The 15680-nt window shown below is 67.6% G+C and carries 16 protein-coding genes; 11 read left to right on the top strand and 5 right to left on the bottom strand.

Translation table 11 applies throughout. From position 1 onward, the window contains the following. The first annotated feature begins 80 nt into the window (after nt 1-80). Nucleotides 81-671 (top strand): hypothetical protein, encoded by a 591-nt coding sequence (locus tag JNB50_RS09690; RefSeq protein WP_208039910.1) that lies wholly within the window; start codon nt 81-83, stop codon nt 669-671. A gap of 291 nt (nt 672-962) precedes the next feature. Here the strand turns inward: JNB50_RS09690 and JNB50_RS09685 are convergent, their stop codons facing one another. Both JNB50_RS09685 and JNB50_RS09680 read right to left on the bottom strand, forming a co-directional pair. Further along, nucleotides 963-1943, bottom strand: coding sequence for an aldo/keto reductase (locus JNB50_RS09685; protein WP_208039909.1), 981 nt, complete (start codon nt 1941-1943; stop codon nt 963-965). A gap of 34 nt (nt 1944-1977) precedes the next feature. Beyond that, on the bottom strand, nt 1978-3084 hold the full coding sequence (locus JNB50_RS09680) for an ABC transporter permease (RefSeq protein WP_208039908.1): 1107 nt from the start codon (nt 3082-3084) through the stop codon (nt 1978-1980). A 110-nt stretch (nt 3085-3194) separates the two neighbouring features. On the opposite strand from JNB50_RS09680, the gene JNB50_RS09675 reads away from it, so the two are divergent. Further along, entirely contained in the window at nt 3195-3803 is a 609-nt protein-coding gene (locus JNB50_RS09675) for a TetR/AcrR family transcriptional regulator (protein WP_243768265.1), read from the top strand. Here the strand turns inward: JNB50_RS09675 and JNB50_RS09670 are convergent. Beyond that, entirely contained in the window at nt 3775-4434 is a 660-nt protein-coding gene (locus JNB50_RS09670; RefSeq protein WP_307794670.1) for a TetR/AcrR family transcriptional regulator, read from the bottom strand. The two genes, JNB50_RS09675 and JNB50_RS09670, sit on opposite strands and share 29 nt — an antisense overlap. Nucleotides 4435-4494: 60 nt before the next feature. Between JNB50_RS09670 and JNB50_RS09665 the strand changes: the two genes are divergently transcribed. From JNB50_RS09665 to JNB50_RS09650, 4 genes are all read left to right on the top strand, one after another. Beyond that, on the top strand, nt 4495-5250 hold the full coding sequence (locus tag JNB50_RS09665; RefSeq protein ID WP_208039906.1) for an SDR family NAD(P)-dependent oxidoreductase: 756 nt from the start codon (nt 4495-4497) through the stop codon (nt 5248-5250). 93 nt (nt 5251-5343) lie between these two features. Further along, the gene (locus JNB50_RS09660; protein ID WP_307794669.1) at nt 5344-6504 is read left to right on the top strand and encodes an acyl-CoA dehydrogenase family protein; all 1161 of its coding nucleotides are present in this window, start codon (nt 5344-5346) and stop codon (nt 6502-6504) included. A 66-nt stretch (nt 6505-6570) separates the two neighbouring features. Continuing rightward, nucleotides 6571-7680: an aminopeptidase P family protein gene (locus JNB50_RS09655; protein ID WP_208039905.1), complete on the top strand. Its 1110-nt coding sequence runs from the start codon at nt 6571-6573 to the stop codon at nt 7678-7680. Next, complete coding sequence (locus tag JNB50_RS09650) at nt 7677-8954, top strand: DUF445 domain-containing protein (RefSeq protein ID WP_208039904.1); 1278 nt, start codon at nt 7677-7679, stop codon at nt 8952-8954. The genes JNB50_RS09655 and JNB50_RS09650 overlap by 4 nt, the downstream gene beginning before the upstream one ends. 40 nt (nt 8955-8994) lie before the next feature. On the opposite strand, the gene JNB50_RS09645 is transcribed toward JNB50_RS09650, so the two are convergent. Beyond that, nucleotides 8995-9846 carry a hypothetical protein gene (locus JNB50_RS09645; protein WP_208039903.1) on the bottom strand — a complete coding sequence of 284 codons (852 nt, stop codon included), beginning with the start codon at nt 9844-9846 and terminating at the stop codon, nt 8995-8997. Between the two features lie 113 nt (nt 9847-9959). Between JNB50_RS09645 and JNB50_RS09640 the strand changes: the two genes are divergently transcribed. The 5 genes from JNB50_RS09640 to JNB50_RS09620 all read left to right on the top strand — a co-directional run bounded on the left by JNB50_RS09640 (nt 9960) and on the right by JNB50_RS09620 (nt 15257). Then, nucleotides 9960-10283, top strand: coding sequence for a hypothetical protein (locus tag JNB50_RS09640; RefSeq protein ID WP_208039902.1), 324 nt, complete (start codon nt 9960-9962; stop codon nt 10281-10283). Between the two features lie 174 nt (nt 10284-10457). Beyond that, nucleotides 10458-11858 (top strand): hypothetical protein, encoded by a 1401-nt coding sequence (locus JNB50_RS09635; RefSeq protein ID WP_208039901.1) that lies wholly within the window; start codon nt 10458-10460, stop codon nt 11856-11858. A 108-nt stretch (nt 11859-11966) separates the two neighbouring features. After that, the gene (locus JNB50_RS09630; RefSeq protein ID WP_208039900.1) at nt 11967-13286 is read left to right on the top strand and encodes a peptidoglycan-binding protein; all 1320 of its coding nucleotides are present in this window, start codon (nt 11967-11969) and stop codon (nt 13284-13286) included. 44 nt (nt 13287-13330) lie between these two features. Continuing rightward, on the top strand, nt 13331-14023 hold the full coding sequence (locus tag JNB50_RS09625) for an ABC transporter ATP-binding protein (protein ID WP_243768264.1): 693 nt from the start codon (nt 13331-13333) through the stop codon (nt 14021-14023). Further along, nucleotides 14007-15257 (top strand): ABC transporter permease, encoded by a 1251-nt coding sequence (locus tag JNB50_RS09620; protein WP_208039898.1) that lies wholly within the window; start codon nt 14007-14009, stop codon nt 15255-15257. The genes JNB50_RS09625 and JNB50_RS09620 overlap by 17 nt, the downstream gene beginning before the upstream one ends. Before the next feature lie 25 nt (nt 15258-15282). On the opposite strand, the gene JNB50_RS09615 is transcribed toward JNB50_RS09620, so the two are convergent. Next, entirely contained in the window at nt 15283-15663 is a 381-nt protein-coding gene (locus JNB50_RS09615; protein WP_208039897.1) for a DUF3054 domain-containing protein, read from the bottom strand. Nucleotides 15664-15680 lie beyond the last annotated feature (17 nt).

Genomic DNA, 15680 nt, shown 5'->3' with positions numbered 1-15680 from the left:
AGGGGACAACAACGTGCCCCTCGGCAGTGCGTGTTGTGGATAACTCCGGACCGGGAGGGCGCGCGTGGCAGGGTGTTCGGATGACGAGCAATATCCAGCCGCTTCCCGAGGATCTCCGACGTGAACCCTTCACGACGCACGATGCACTGAAGAGCGGACTGTCCGCGCGGCAGCTTCGCAGTCATGAACTCGTCCGCCCCATTCGAGGAATCCGCGTCGCTCGCGAGGCGGATGGCCTCCTGGCGCGATGCCGTGCATACGCAACCCACCGCAGGACCGACTTCGCCTTCAGCCATACGACGGCGGCAGCGTTCTACGGCATTCCGCTGCCACACATCGATCCGCTCATCCACGTGACCGTCCGCGCGCCCGGCCGCGCGCCGGCCATCGCCGGATTCGCCGGCCACAAGCTCGCCCGGTGGGAGACCTGGCTCATCCATGATCTGCCTGTCACGACACCGGAACAGACCTGGATCGACCTCGCGCAGAACGTGCAGCAGGACGCGGTGGCCGCGGGCGACTTTCTGGTCAGCGGTCGGCTCCGCTATCGAGCCGAGTATCGCTTGCGCGCATGTTGGAGCTTTCGGCGGGCAGACGGGGCGTCCACCGCGCCCGAGAAGCTCTGGATCTCGTTCGCGAAGGGTCGGAGTCGCCGGGTGAGACCCGTCTGAGGTTGCTGCTCTCTCGGGCAGGGCTTCCCGCGCCCACACTCTACTACGAACTGCTCGGACGCGCTGGTGAGTTCATCGCGCGCGTCGACTTCCCCTTTCCCGTGCACAGAGTCGCGCTCGAGTACGAGGGAGAAATCCATCGGGTCGAGCGTTCGATCTGGCAGAAGGACATTCAGCGCCAGAGTCGCATCGAAGACCTCGGGTGGCGGGTAGCTCGGGTCACGTCAGGCGACCTCACCAACTCCGCCGACCTCATCGCCCGATTGCGTCAACTCGTGACGTGCCCCTCGACTACCAGCGGGGGTGGGTGGTGGTGCGGAAGTAGCGGTCGTAGAGGGCGCGGACGGAGTCCGCGAAGCCGTCGCCGAGCTCGACGGCGGCGGCCGCCGCGTTCGCGCGGGCCTGCTCGGGCGAACGGGCGCCGGGGATGACCGTGGTCACGCCGGGCTGGGCGATCACCCAGGCGAGCGCGGCCTGGGCGGGCGTCACGCCCTGCGGCGCCAGCGCGGCGAACTCGCGCGCCGCACGCACGCCGTCCTCGTAGTCGACGCCGGAGAAGGTCTCCCCCACGTCGAACGCCTCCCCGTGCCTGTTGTAGCTGCGGTGGTCGTCCGGAGCGAACGTCGTGGTCTCCGAGTAGCGGCCGCTCAGGAGGCCGGAGGCCAGCGGCACCCGGGCGATGATCCCCACGCCGGCCTCCCGCGCGGCCGGGAGCACCTCGTCGAGCGGCTTGAGCCGGAACGCGTTGAGGATGATCTGCACGGAGGCCGTGCCCGGGCGGGCGATCGCCTCCAGCGCTTCCGCGCAGGTCTCGACGCTGACGCCGTAGTTCGCGATCGCACCCTCCTCGACCAGGGTGTCGAGGGCGTCGTAGACGGCGGCGTTCGAGAAGACGGAAGTGGGAGGGCAGTGCAGCTGGACGAGGTCGAGGGTGTCGACGCCGAGGTTGCGGCGGGAGCGGTCGGTCCACTCGCGGAACTTCGCGAGCGTGAAGTTGGCGGGATCCTGCGACTCACGGCGGCCCATCTTGGTGGCGACCGTGAGCGGCAGCTCCGGATGCGCGGCACGGTAGCGGCCGATCAGCTGTTCGCTGCGGCCGTCGCCGTACACGTCCGCCGTGTCGAGGAACGTCACGCCCGCCCCGGTGGCCGCGTCGAGCACGGCGAGGGCGTCGGCCTCCGACACGTCTCCCCAGTCGGCGCCGAGCTGCCAGGTGCCGAGACCGATGACCGAGACGTCGCGCCCGGTGCGTCCGAGAGTTCGCTGCTGCATTCCCTCAGCCTAGGCGGCCCGCAGCGCGGAGAACCTAGGCTGCGGCCTCGGTGACCTCCTGGTTGCGGAAGTGGCCCGCCAGCATCCCGACGACACCGACCGCAGCCCAGCCCAGCAGCACGAGCCACGGGAACAGCGCGTCGGCGGACGGGAAGTACGACAGATCGCGCAGCAACGACACCGATGCGCCCGGGACGAACCACTGCCCGATCGCGCCCCACGGCCCGACCAGGAACTGGAGCGGTTGGGCGGCAGCGGAGAGCGGGTTGCCGACCAATACGGTCAGCACAGCGCCGATGGCGATGCCGACGCGACCGAACAGCGCGTTCATGCCGACCACGAACGCCGCGGTCGCGAACATCGCGAGCCCGACGGCGAGCGTGTTCGACCAGAAGTCGCCCTGCAGGATGCCGAACCATCCCTGCAGGATCCCGGTCACCGCGAATCCGCCCGCGACGCCGTAGAGCAGCACGGCGGTGAGCCGGCGCCAACTGCCCGCGACGAGCAGCGAGATGAGCACGCCGCCGATCATGCCGCCGAGCACCAGCGGGAACGACGACGCGGCGAGTCCGAGGCCGCGCGCGTCACGGGATGACAGCGGCACGATGTCGGTGACCTTCACGGTGATCGTCGGCGGTTTGGTCCCCGCCGGCGCTCGACCCGCGGCGATCGCCTGCTCGACGGCGGCGGCCGCCTGCGCGTTGGCCTGCGTCTGCAGCGTCGTCGCGACCTGGTTGAGGATCTGCGCCACCGCTGCTCCGTTGGCGGAGGCGGTCAGTACCTCCGGGGTGTCGCCCAGCACGATCGCCCCGTAGACGTCGCGCTTCTGGATGGCGTCGACCGCCGCCTGCCTGTCGCTGTACGAGGTCACCGCGAACGCGCCGTCGGCGGTCGTGTCGAGCTGCTTCTCGACGGCGGTCACCTGGCCGGTCGGCCCGGCGACGCCGATCGGGAGGTCTTTGACGGTGGAGGTCACGGTCGGCCAGAGGAAGGCCAGCAGGATGACGACGACGACCGCCGCGGCTCCCACGGCGAGCGCGATCGTGCGCGCCCACGGGGTGTGCACGAGGGGTGGCGCGGACTGCGCCGCGCGGGTCTTCTGTGCGGAACGCTCGGCGTCCCGCTCGGTGCTGATGCTCATGGCGAACTCCCCAATAAAAACGAATGCTCGTTCTTTATAATCGACATCGCCGACGCTATTGTCAAGAACGAACGTTCTTTTTCCGAGGATCCCGAGACGAGGAGGCCGACATGCCCAAGGTCACCGAGGAGTACCGCAGCGCGCGGCGTCACGAGATCGCGCAGGCCGCGCTGCGCTGCTTCGCGCGCAACGGCTTCGCCGCGACCTCGATGGCCGACATCATCGCCGAGTCCGGCCTGTCGGCCGGCGCGATCTACGGGCACTACGCGAGCAAGGACGAGCTGATCGAGCTCACCGCGTCGGAGATCCTCGACGCGCGCTTCCTGGAGGTCGCCGAGGCGCGCACCGTCCAGCCGCTCGCCTCCCCCGGCGAGATCGTCCGCCTGCTCGTCACGGGCCTGCTGTCGCACATCATCGACGTGCAACTGCTCGTCCAGGTCTGGGGACAGGTTCCGATCAATCCCGGACTGAAGCGGATGTCCTCGGAGATCGGCGACCGGATCCGTTCGATGTTCACCGACTACCTGACCGACTGGCACGGGCAGACGATGCCGGTCGACGAGGCCCGCGTGCGCGCCGAGCGCGAGGCGTCGGTGTACATGAGCCTGGTGCAGGGCTACGTCATCCAGACCGTCCTGTTCGACGGCTTCGACGGCGCGACCTACCTGGATGTGGTGGAGGGCATCTCGCTCAGCGGGACGGCCACCACGGCGGGGTGAGCCGCTCGAGGAGGGCGAGCAGCGCCTCCACGTCGCGCGGTCGCGGCCGGGTGAGCCAGACGTCGATGGCGCCGATGATCCCGTCGGCCAGGTAGCGCTCGATCGCGCGTCTCTCCAGCTCGTCGGCGGCCGGCACCGTGACGCTGTGCTGTTGCAGGAGCAACTCGATGGAGCCCTGGAAGTGCTCGCTGAGCATCGCGTCGAGTCCCGCCCCTGCGCCCTCCACCCCGAGTCCGCGCCGGTAGACGGCGTCGTGGTCGTCGACGTGCCGGAGCACGGCGCGGGTGACCCCGCCGATCGCCGCCGCCGCGTCGTCGGGCGCCACGTCGACCAGGTACTCGGCGCGCAGCGCGTCGAGCTCGCCACGCAGCACCCGCTGCAGCAGGGCTACGGGTGACGCGGCGTATTCATACACCGTCGACCGGTGAACGCCCGCTGTCGCGGCCAGCCGGGAGACGGTCACCTCGGTGATCGGCTGCTCCGCGGCGAGCGCGAGGACGGCGGAGGTCAGCCGGGCGAGCGTCTTCTCCTGGCGGGCGTCGAGGCGCGGGGTCGCGGCGTCCCCCACCGTGCTCCCGCTGTTCGCCCGAGGCGCACTCGATCGACCCTGCGTCGGCTTCCCTGTGTTCACTTTCCGATCGTACAATGGAGATATCCGACAGGTGTCGGATATCTGGAAGGAGAATTCCCCATGGCTCAGTACGATGTCGCCGACCGCTCCGCGATCGTCACAGGTGGAGGCTCGGGCATCGGACGCGCAGTGGCGCTGACCCTCGCGGCCAGCGGCGCCGCGGTCCTGGTCACCGATCTGAACGAGGAGCACGCGAAGGCGGTCGTCGCCGAGATCGAGGCTGCGGGAGGCACCGCCGCCGCACTCGCCGGCGACGTGACCGACCCGGCATTCGCCGTGGCCAGCGTGGAGGCCGCCAACGCCCTCGCGCCGCTGAAGATCGCCGTCAACAACGCCGGCATCGGCGGCGCGGCCGCCCCCGTCGCCGACTACTCCCTCGACAGCTGGCGGAAGGTCATCGAGGTCAACCTGAACGCCGTGCTGTACTCGATGCAGCCGCAGCTGACCGCGATGGCCGCCAACGGCGGAGGCGCGATCGTGAACATGGCCTCCATCCTGGGCAGCGTGGGCTTCGCGAACTCGTCCGCCTACGTCACCGCCAAGCACGGCCTCCTCGGCCTCACTCAGAACGCCGCCCTCGAGTACGCCGACCAGAAGGTGCGCGTCGTCGCCGTCGGCCCCGGCTTCATCAAGACGCCGCTGGTGGAGGCCAACATGACCCAGGATGCGCTGCAGTTCCTCGAGAGCAAGCACGCGCTCGGCCGCCTCGGCGAGCCGGAGGAGGTCGCTGCTCTCGTGGCGTTCCTCGCCTCCGACGCCGCATCGTTCATCACCGGCAGCTATCACCTCGTGGACGGCGGCTACACCGCCCAGTAAGCAGGGATCGCGGGGCACCTGAAGTCCCGCACGAAGCGGCTTGAGGGGCATTCACGTGCCCCTCGAGCCGTCTCGGCACCTAGGCTGTGGAAGGTGAGTGCGCACGAATTGCTGTTGAGCGAGGAGCGACTGGAACGGTTCCGCTCGCGGGCCGCCCAGTACGACGCCGAGAACCGCTTCTTCACCGAGGATTTCGCCGAGCTGGCCGAAGCCGGCTACCTGAAGGCGCTGGTCCCCGCCGAGTTCGGCGGCCTCGGGCTGTCGCTGGAGCAGACTGCCCGCCTCCAGGTCCGTCTGGCAGGAGCCGCCCCCGCGACCGCGCTCGCGGTCAACATGCACCTGGTCTGGACGGGCGTGGCCAAGACGCTGCGCGACCGTGGTGACGACTCGCTGGAGTTCCTGCTGCGGGAGGCCGGCACCGGCGAGGTGTTCGCGTTCGGGCTGAGCGAGGCCGGAAACGACCTGGTGCTGTTCGGGTCGATGACGCAGGCGCGGCCGCAGGCCGACGGCTCATACCGCTACACGGGCACCAAGATCTTCACGTCGCTGTCCCCCGCATGGACGCGGCTGGGAACGATGGGCCTCGACACCGAGAGCGCCGACGCCCCCAAGATCGTCTACGGCTTCATCGACCGGACGGCAGGCGGGTTCGAGATCCGGGAGGACTGGGACACGATCGGGATGCGGGCGACCCAGAGCAGCACAACCGTGCTCACCGGAGCCGCGGCCCCCGCCGACCGCATCGTGCGCCGGCTCGATCCCGGCCCCAACCCCGATCCGCTCGTCTTCGCGATCTTCGCCAACTTCGAGCTGCTCCTGGCCTCGGTCTACACCGGCATCGGCGCGCGTGCGCTCGAGCTCGCCGTCGCCGCCGCGCACCGCAGGAAGAGCCTCAAGAACGACGGCCGCAGCTACGCGAACGACCCGGACATCCGGTGGCGCATCGCGGACGCGGCGATCGATCAGGACGCGCTCCTCCCCCAGCTCGACGCCATCACGCGCGACGTCGACACGCTCGCCGACCACGGAGCGCAGTGGTTCCCGAAGCTCGTGGGGATGAAGATCCGGGCGACGGAGACGGCGCGACGCGTCGTCGACCAGGCCATCCGGGTCTCCGGAGGTTCCACCTACTTCTCGGGGAGCGAGCTCGGCCGCCTCTACCGCGACGTGCTCGCCGGCATCTTCCATCCCTCCGACGCCGAGTCGGCGCACAGTACCGTCGCGAATGCGTGGCTCGGCCCGATCGAGGGCTGAGACGGCAGCACCCGAAGCAGACTTCACCCGAAGCAGACATCACCCGATCAGACACACGGAGGCGTCATGCAGGAGATCACCGCGCAGCACTTCGCCGAGCGCCTCGCGCGCGGCGCAGCCCAGGCCAGAGCGGCCGACCTCGATGCCCTCCTGGTCGCGCCGGGACCCGACCTGGCGTACTTCGCCGACTACCTGCCCCCGGTGACGGAACGGCTCACGATGCTGGTGATCCCGGCCGAGGGCGAGCCAACCATGATCGTGCCGGTGCTCGAACACGACAGCGCCGCCGCCACGCGGGCGGCGGGGGTCATCCGGCTGGTCACCTGGGCCGACGGCGAGGACGAGCACGCCCCGCTCGTCGACCAGCTCTGGTCGGGCGGCCGCTACGGCATCTCCGACTCCGCCTGGGCGCTGCACCTGCTGGCGTTGCAGCACGAGCTCCCGGATGTGCGCTTCCGCGCCTTCTCCGACGTCCTCCCCCTCCTGCGCGCCGTGAAGGGCGTCGACGAGATCGACCGGCTCGCCGCCGCCGGCGCAGCTGCCGACGCGACGTTCGAGGACATCCTGTCCGTGGCCTTCGCGGGCCGCGCCGAGCGCGAGGTGGCCGCCGACCTCGACCGACTGCTGCGCGAGCACGGCCACTCGCAGGTCGATTTCACGATCGTCGGCTCCGGCCCGAACGGTGCCAACCCGCACCACGAGGCCGGTGACCGGATCATCCAGCAGGGCGACATGGTGGTCCTCGACTTCGGCGGGCTGATGGACGGCTACGGCTCGGACACGACCCGAACGGTGCACGTCGGCGAACCGACCGACGAGGAGCACGAGGTCTTCGAGGTGGTCAAGCGCGCCCAGCAGGCCGCGTTCGACGCGGTCGCGGTCGGTGTGCCGCTGCAGGAGATCGACCGGGCCGCGCGCGCCGTGATCGCGGACGCCGGCTACGGGCCGTACTTCGTGCACCGCGTGGGCCATGGCATCGGCACCACGACACACGAGCCCCCGTACCTGGTGGAGGGCGAGGAGCAGCCCGTCGTCGCCGGGATGTGCTTCTCGATCGAACCGGGCATCTACCTTCCCGGCCGGTTCGGCGTCCGCATCGAGGACATCGTGGTCGCGACCGCCGACGGCGCGCAGCGGCTGAACAACACCGGCCGCGAGCTCCACCTCGTCCGGTGACCACTGAGCCGGTGACCACGACGACGGAGCGCGACGCCGAGCGCCGCCGCGGCCTGAGCAGGATGAAGCTGCTGGCCACCAGCCTGCTCGCCGTCGCCGCAGTGATCTTCGCCGTCTCCTTCGCCCTGCAGGACAGGTACCCGTGGCTCGGGTTCGTCCGAGCGGCGGCGGAGGGGGCCATGGTCGGCGCGCTTGCGGACTGGTTCGCGGTGACCGCGCTGTTCCGGCATCCGCTGGGCCTGCGCATCCCGCACACCGCGATCATCCCGACGCGCAAGGACGAGATCGGCGAGAGCCTCGGCGATTTCGTCGAGACCGAGTTCCTGTCGGACGACGTGGTCGCCGCCCGGCTCGCCGCCTACGATGTGTCGGGCGCCGTCGCCCGCTGGCTGATCGAGCCGGGCAACGCGAAGCGAGTGGTGGCCGAGGCGTCCGGCGCGGTCATCGGACTGGCCGGTCTGCTCGACGACGACCGGATGCGGGAGGCCGTCGAGGCGGTCGTGCGCACGCACGTCATCGAGCCGGAGTGGGCACCGCCCATCGGTCGGCTGGGCGAGCGGATCCTGGCCTCTGGAGGCCACCACGACGCCGTTGATCTGCTGCTGGACCGGCTCGACGACTGGCTCGTCATCCACCCCGACGCCCTCACGAACCTGGTCTCGGGTCGTCTGCCGTCGTGGCTGCCGTCGTTCGTCGACAGGCTCGTCGACGAACGCGTGCACCAGGAGCTGCGCCGGTTCGTCGCCGAGGTCCGCAACGATCCGACCCACCGCGCGCGCCGCGCTCTCGACGGTTACCTGGCCGAGCTCAGCGACCGGCTCCAGCACGATCCGGAGACGATCGCAGGGCTCGAGTCGGCCAAAGCGCGCGCCTTCGACGACCCGCGCATCCGCGAGCTGGCGGCGACCGCGTGGACGGCGGCCCGCGCAGCGGCGGTTGATGCCCTGAGCGATCCCGACGGCGTCGTGCGGCAACGCGCAGCCGCAGCCCTGGCCGACGCGGCGGCCCGGGTCGCCGCCGACCCGCAGCTGCGCGCCTCCCTCGACGAGCGGATCTCCGGCGCCGCCCGCTACCTGGTCGCGACCTACCGCCACGACATCGCGAGCGTCATCACCGAGACCGTCCGCGGCTGGGACCCGGCCGAGACCACCGACAAGATCGAGACGCAGGTGGGCCGCGACCTGCAGTTCATCCGCATCAACGGGACCGTGGTGGGCGCGCTGGCGGGGCTGGCGATCTATACGGTCGCGACGGTGGTGGCTGGGGCGTTCTGAGGGGTCAGGAAGTCGAGGCCTGGGGCCAACGGCATTTCGATCAGCGACTCGATGCGGCGGCGCGAAGGAATGCTTCGATCGCGGCTTGACGCCGATCCAGGGCATCACGGTGGCGATCGATGTACTCCTGGTCGTACGCGGACTGCACTGCCAAACCGATACCGACCAGGTTCGTCTCGATCTTGCAGCGCACGTCATTCGATGCGACGGCGATGCTGGCCTGCCGATCCGCGTCTCCACGGGACGCGAGGGCCGCGATGGCGTCGAGCGGGCCAGGGTAGTCGTAGCCGGAAGCACGCATGCACGCGCTCCATTCGGAGACGACGGCGGCGAATCGCGAGTCCGTCACAGGTACGGGAGGGCCCCCGTCCGGCAGCGCGTTCAGGCCGACAAGACCGATCGCGCCGGCAGCGCCCGGAAGCCGGTCCCGCGCTTCACCGATACAGGCTGTCACGTCTTGTTCGGACGCGGGCGGCATCGGCATGTCGAGCACCGCGGGTCCCGCATCGGCTCGCTCATATCCCGAGATCAGAGCCTGCGACGGATCGAAGAAGCCCCAGAGATCCGATCGGAGCACATCGTCGCTCACGAGGCTCCTGAAATACGCGCGCATCTGCTCATCGCCCGGCGCTGACCACGCCGTGGCAACGAAAGCGGGATCAAGGCGACTCAAGCAAGAGGAGATCAAACGGCGTTCCGCGTCCACCAGCTCCACGCTCCGATCGGCCGTCAGTACATAGGCATCAATGGGCCGGTTGACCTGTTCCGGGCTCGACACCTGCTCGAACGGTCCGAGCGACAACTCGCCCGATGCACCGGGAGCTTCTGCATTGGAACAGCCCGCCATCGCCACAGACCCGATGACCAGCACCGCCAGACAGGACACCCGCATTCGACTCAGCATATGGCTCTCTTCTCATCACGACAGTTGACATATCTACATAGAAATACTACCTTCTAAAGGCGGCGCGCTCGAGCGTCACAGATAAGCGAAAAGGAAACACAATGGCGAAGAACCTGCGTCGAGGAATCATCGGAACGGCGGTTGTCGCCCTGCTAGCGGCCGGATTCACTGTCACTAGCGCCGGCGCGGCGAGCGCGATCACCAGAATGGGCTGCGTGAGTCACACGCTCAACCTCGTTTCGAGCAGCACGACGTGCTGGGGGAACGCGGGTTACGCCAGCGTGACGTTGAACGGCGTCTACTCGATTATCTCGGGGAACAACGCCGGGTACGTACAGGGCAGCAAGAGTTTGTTCGTATCGTTCCCCAAGTACGTCAGCGCATCGATCGCGACCCAGACGATCTCGGGCATCAAGATCGACTGACGAGCGATCATTCGTCCGTCCAACTCCGCCCTGTCTCGCGATCAGCGCGAGACAGGGCGCTGGTCAGTGCACCGGCTCGCGACCGCGACTCTCGTCGAAGGTGGCGGCCTCGCCTTTGCACTGGTCGGGTCCCTCTCGGTTGTAGCCGTACTCGCGTCCGGAGATCGCGCGTGGTTGCTCTTCTACGACGGCGATTCCGTCCTCCCCGCGCTGGTCGCCGGGTCGTTGCGTATCAGTCAACCCCAGGACTGGGCACTCTCGCCGGTTCTGTTCCTGCCGGAACTGTCGCTCTTTCTGCTCCTCGACTCTCTCGGTCTGACGACCAAGGGAACGTTCCTCGCGTATGCCGTCGCCAGTTGCGTGATCCTCTACGTCTCCCTCCGCTTTCTGCCATACGCAGCGGGACTCGATCGCCATCGAAGGAAAGACATCGCGTCAGCGTTGCTCGGGTTCGCGTTCGTGCTTCTTCTGATCTCGCTCGACCGATCAGACGATCGCAACAGCCTCGAGGTCGCATCACTTGTGGTCACGGGGACCTACTACGGCGCCACCACGGTCGCTATGCTCCTGTCGGTCGCCCTGGTCGCGCGGCTCGTCTCTGCCGATCGCCCGAGGTTTCGGCTGGGAGCGGCTGTGACCGGAATCGCCGCGCTCAGCACGATGTCGAACCCGATCTACCTCGCTTGGTGCACCACGCCCCTGATCCTCGTCGTCCTGCTGATCGTCCGTGCGAAGCGAGTCGGGGTCCAGCAAGGAGCGACCATCATCGCCCTTCTACTCCTCGGAGTTGGGTCCGGAATCGCCCTTCGACTCCCCTTCTCCGAGGTGATCGTGTCTGACGTCGCGACGTATGCGCGATTTGATCGCGTCCTGGCCTCCCTCGAGTACTATGCAGGGCTCATCAGCGCACGGGCAGCCACCGCGGACGGACTCGTCGCAGTACTTCTGACGGGCGCTTCGATCGGAGCCTGCTCCGTGGCGTATCGCATCCACGCACTCCGCAGGAATACTGCCGGCATCCTCGTCTGCGGCTTCGGGATGATCGCTCCGCTCGTGATCCTGGTCGGTTCCGTGCTGTTGGGAACCCAGGCGAGCAGATACCTGGCGGCTCTGTTCTTCGCGCCGGTGGCCGGTCTCATAGTGATCCTCCGCATGCGGCTGCGCAGCACCGGCGTCCATCGGTTGGTCCGAGCGTTGGGCGTACTCGCCGCGATCTCGGCGGCGTTCCTCGCCGCGTGCCGGCTCAACCACATCTCGAGAACGCTGGATCCTGATCTGCGGTGCGTTATTGACTGGATCGAATCTGCAGAAGGCACCGGAGCTGGACAGTTCTGGACGGTTCGCTCCGCCAAAGCCTATCTCGACGAGCCGAACCGATTACTTCAAGTGGACCAGACCATGAGTCCGTATCGATGGCTCATCAACCAAGCAGATTTCGAGGACCGGAAAGTGTCCTTCCTGATCACAGGGCCGAATGATGCGGGGTTCGAACCCGTCGACGAGCATGCGAGAAAGGAATGCGGTGCGTTCACCATCCACACAGGAGTATCCGCATCACTGCGCGGGAGCGGTTGAGTGAAGCGCACATCATGGGGCCGGGCCGGACGACGCGACGCGGCACCCGACGGCGAGGACGGACCCCTCGGAACCAGCGCGAGTCGGATGATCCGTCGCCAACGTATCATGCTCATCATTGCTGGTGGCGCAACATTACTTTCGATCTCAGGTCTGATCGGTTCGCTCGCGATCAAGTCTCCCGGGCAGGCAGCGGCCGATCGATCGTCGGTACCGCCATCCACTCTGACAACCACCGTGGAGAAGGACGTGCTCCAGAGCACCGTCACGATCCGTGGCCGCGTGCTGTCGATGAAGAGCGTTCCGGTTCGCCCAGCATTCCCGTCGTCCGGAGCGTCTGCGATCGTCACAGGATTGCCTCACGGTGTCGGTTCGGCAGTGTCATCCGGAGATGTCGTCGCGCAGGTCTCCGGGCGCCCGGTGATACTGCTCTCGGGCGACACACCCGCTTATCGAGACATGCTCCCCGGCGGCCGCGGAGACGATATCCGACAACTTCAATCGGCACTCGCCGCCATCGGGTATCTTCCGGTCGCTGCCGCGGATGGGGTCTTCGGTTTCCAGACCAAGACGGCCCTCGCAGCGCTCTACCGCGACCGCGGGTTCGAGGCCGCCACGACGGCGAACACGGATTCCGCCGGCCCGGATCCGCTCCAAGCAGCGAACGACGAGCTTGTTGCCGCGCAGCGACGGCTCGCGCAACACCAGCTCGCACTCGACGCTGCTCCCGCTGACTCGGCGCGCGCCGAGATCGTTCAACAGATCGAGTTCGACGCGGAGGACATCGCTCGGGCAACAGAGAAGCGCCGGAGCGTCGAGGAAACTACCGGTGTTCGACTCCCTCTGGGTGAAGTCATCTTCATTCCGGGCGGGCAGGGCGTCGTCAGCACCGTCTCGGCATCGATCGGTGACGATCTCGCCAGCACCGAAACCGTGCTCCTGACCATCGACATCGGCAATCTCGCGGTATATTCCACGGTTCCGCCGGGAAGCCATTCAGCCATCTCCCCAGGGCAGACCGTCACGATCTCAGACGACGTCCATCGGCTTTCAGCCTCCGGAGAGGTCACAGAACTCAAGCCATTCGCGAAAGGTGCGGACTCGGCTGCGACGTCCGCGGGCGACTCGGCAAACACGCCCGACGGGTACCCGATGACGGTGACGCCGGTCGAACCGCTGGATCCGAGTTGGTCAGGGCGAGCCGTCCGGGTCACCGTGATCACGGCTGCGACTCCCGCGCCTGTGTTGATCGTCCCCACCGCGGCGATTCGTTCCACGAGTCGCGGCGAGACGGTCGTGATCGTCGTGCGGGGCGGAAGACGCGTGGAAATCGCGGTCACGACGGGCGCTTCAGATGAGGGTCGACTCGAAGTTCGACCGAGAACCGACGGCACACTCGCTGAAGGAGACAAGGTCGTCACGGGATGATCGGGGAATCGTGCGGCCCCACGACCGCTCGTCCCATCGTGGACATGAACGGCGTCACCCGCACATTCGCCGGGCCTCCTCCCGAACGAGTCCTCTCAGAGATTTCTCTCCAGATCGCATCCGGCGACTACGTCGCCGTGCTTGGAAGCTCCGGCGCGGGAAAGTCAACCTTGCTCAATATCCTGGGGCTCTTGGATCGCCCGACAGCGGGGACGTACTGCTTCGAGGGGATCGAGACGACAGAACTCTCCGAGACGGCGCGGACCGCGCTCCGAGGCAGACACATCGGCTTTGTGTTTCAGGACTTCCACTTGCTCGCACAGCGCAGCGCAGCAGAGAATGTCGCCCTCGGGCGTCTCTACTCGGATCCGTCCGCGACGAGTCGCATGAGCGCAGCCCGCGACATGTTGGAGCGAGTCGGCCTCTCTCACCGTGCCGACTCGCTTCCCTCGACCATGTCCGGAGGCGAACGGCAACGTGTCGCGATCGCCCGAGCTTTGGTAGAACGCCCGCGACTTCTGCTCTGCGACGAACCGACCGGAAATCTCGACCCTTCGACAGCCGACCAGATCCTGTCACTCTTCGATGAACTGAACGAATGGGGAGTTGCGATCATGGTCATCACGCACGACTCCTCGACGGCAGCTCGGGCTCGACGACGCCTTCGCCTCAGCGACGGAAGACTCGACAACGGCCCTCGTGGCGCGGAGGGGATACGCGATGGCCGAAGCGCATGATTCCGCTCCAGAACCTCCAGCCCCCACCCGACCGACCCGAATCGCTTTTCCCGATCTGATACGCGAGGCGTTCGCGACGATGTCGGCCCGGCCGCGACGAACCATCACGAATTCGATCGGAACCGTGGTCGGCGTTGGCGCATTCGTCGCTGTGATCGGGCTCACGACGACCGCCTCCGGCCAGATCTCAGCCGTGTTCTCCGAGACCAAGGCATCGCAGGTCGTGATCAGCGATGCCGGTGCCACCTCGGCCAGCCCGACCGTCTATAGCTTCCCTCGTGATGCCGACGGGATCATCGACGCTCTCAACGGCGTCATCGCAGCAGGACGCACCTGGCCGATTCCGGGGGGAGACATCGCGATCGAGCCGAGCCTCGATCCCGGAGCAGTTTCGGTCGTCTCGCCGGTCCACGCGGCATCGGCAGGATATCTTCGGGCGCTCGAGCCGACCATGGAGGCGGGCGTTCTGACGGACGAATTTCACGATCTCCATGCGCAACGGGTAGCGGTTGTGGGAAAGGGGGCAGCCCGTGCCCTGGGAATCACCTCCGTCGCCGATTCACCGACGATCTACATCCGAGGCAGCGGCTACACAGTGATCGGAGTCCTCGGAGATGTTCGCCGTGACGCGGGCGCCCTGAATCGCGTGTTCGTTCCTGCTTCGACGGCACTCGACGCATACGGCGAGCCCGATGACCATTCGCCGGCGACGATGCTGATCAGGACGCACCTCGGATCTGCCGTTCAGGTCTCACGTGAAGCGCCACGTGCGCTCCGACCCGACCGACCGGAGGTCATGCGCGCCACCCCACCTCCCGAGGTGTTCACGATCGAATCCCACGTTTCCGACTCGTTGTCGTCTGTCTTCTTCGCGATCGCGGTCGTGATCCTCGTGATCAGCGGGATCGGCATCGCGAACACGACGTTGGTCGCTGTTTACGAAAGACTGCCGGAGCTGGGTCTCCGGCGTTCACTTGGCGCACGTCCCTTCGACATCGCCACACAGATCATGACGGAAACGGCCCTCCTCGGATCGATCGGCGGTCTCGTCGGCACCTCAGTCGGTGTGTCCATGACGATCGCCGTGGCACTTGCACAGTCGTGGACGGCCATCCTCGACCCGGCAGTGACACTACTGGCACCCCTCATCGGCACTGTCGTAGGCGCCGCTGCGGGGCTAGTACCTGCAATTCGAGCGGCCCGGATTCAACCGGTCGCAGCCCTGCGTCGCTGATACGTTGACGAGCCGCGGTGCGGACCTATGCCCGCCGCACCGCGCGCCGCCGCACGAACGGGATCGCGACGATCCGCCAGCCGACCAGGAACACTCCGAGCACCACGAAGGCCACGGCGATGAAAGCGGGCTCGACGGCCTGGTCGGCGGAGGTGCGGATCAGCATGCCGAGTGCGACGGTCATCAGCCACACCGGTACGCCCGGCCAGATCAGCGCGAGCGGGCGGCGCCACGCCCAGGTCACCAGCCAGCCGGCGACCAGGCCGATGAAGAACGGCCAGTAGGTGGTGAAGACGCCGGCGACCGTTGCGGCCTCACCGTGACTGCGCCGGCCGATCAGCACGAACACGAGGACGAGCACGGCGTCGATCACGAACGCCACGACCGCTGTCCTCCACGATTTCACCCGTCGATGCTACGGCG

Origin of the sequence: Leifsonia sp. TF02-11, from assembly GCF_017565305.1 — a bacterium.
Classification (GTDB): Bacteria; Actinomycetota; Actinomycetes; order Actinomycetales; family Microbacteriaceae; genus Leifsonia.
This window is presented reverse-complemented; position numbering and strand designations above follow the sequence as displayed.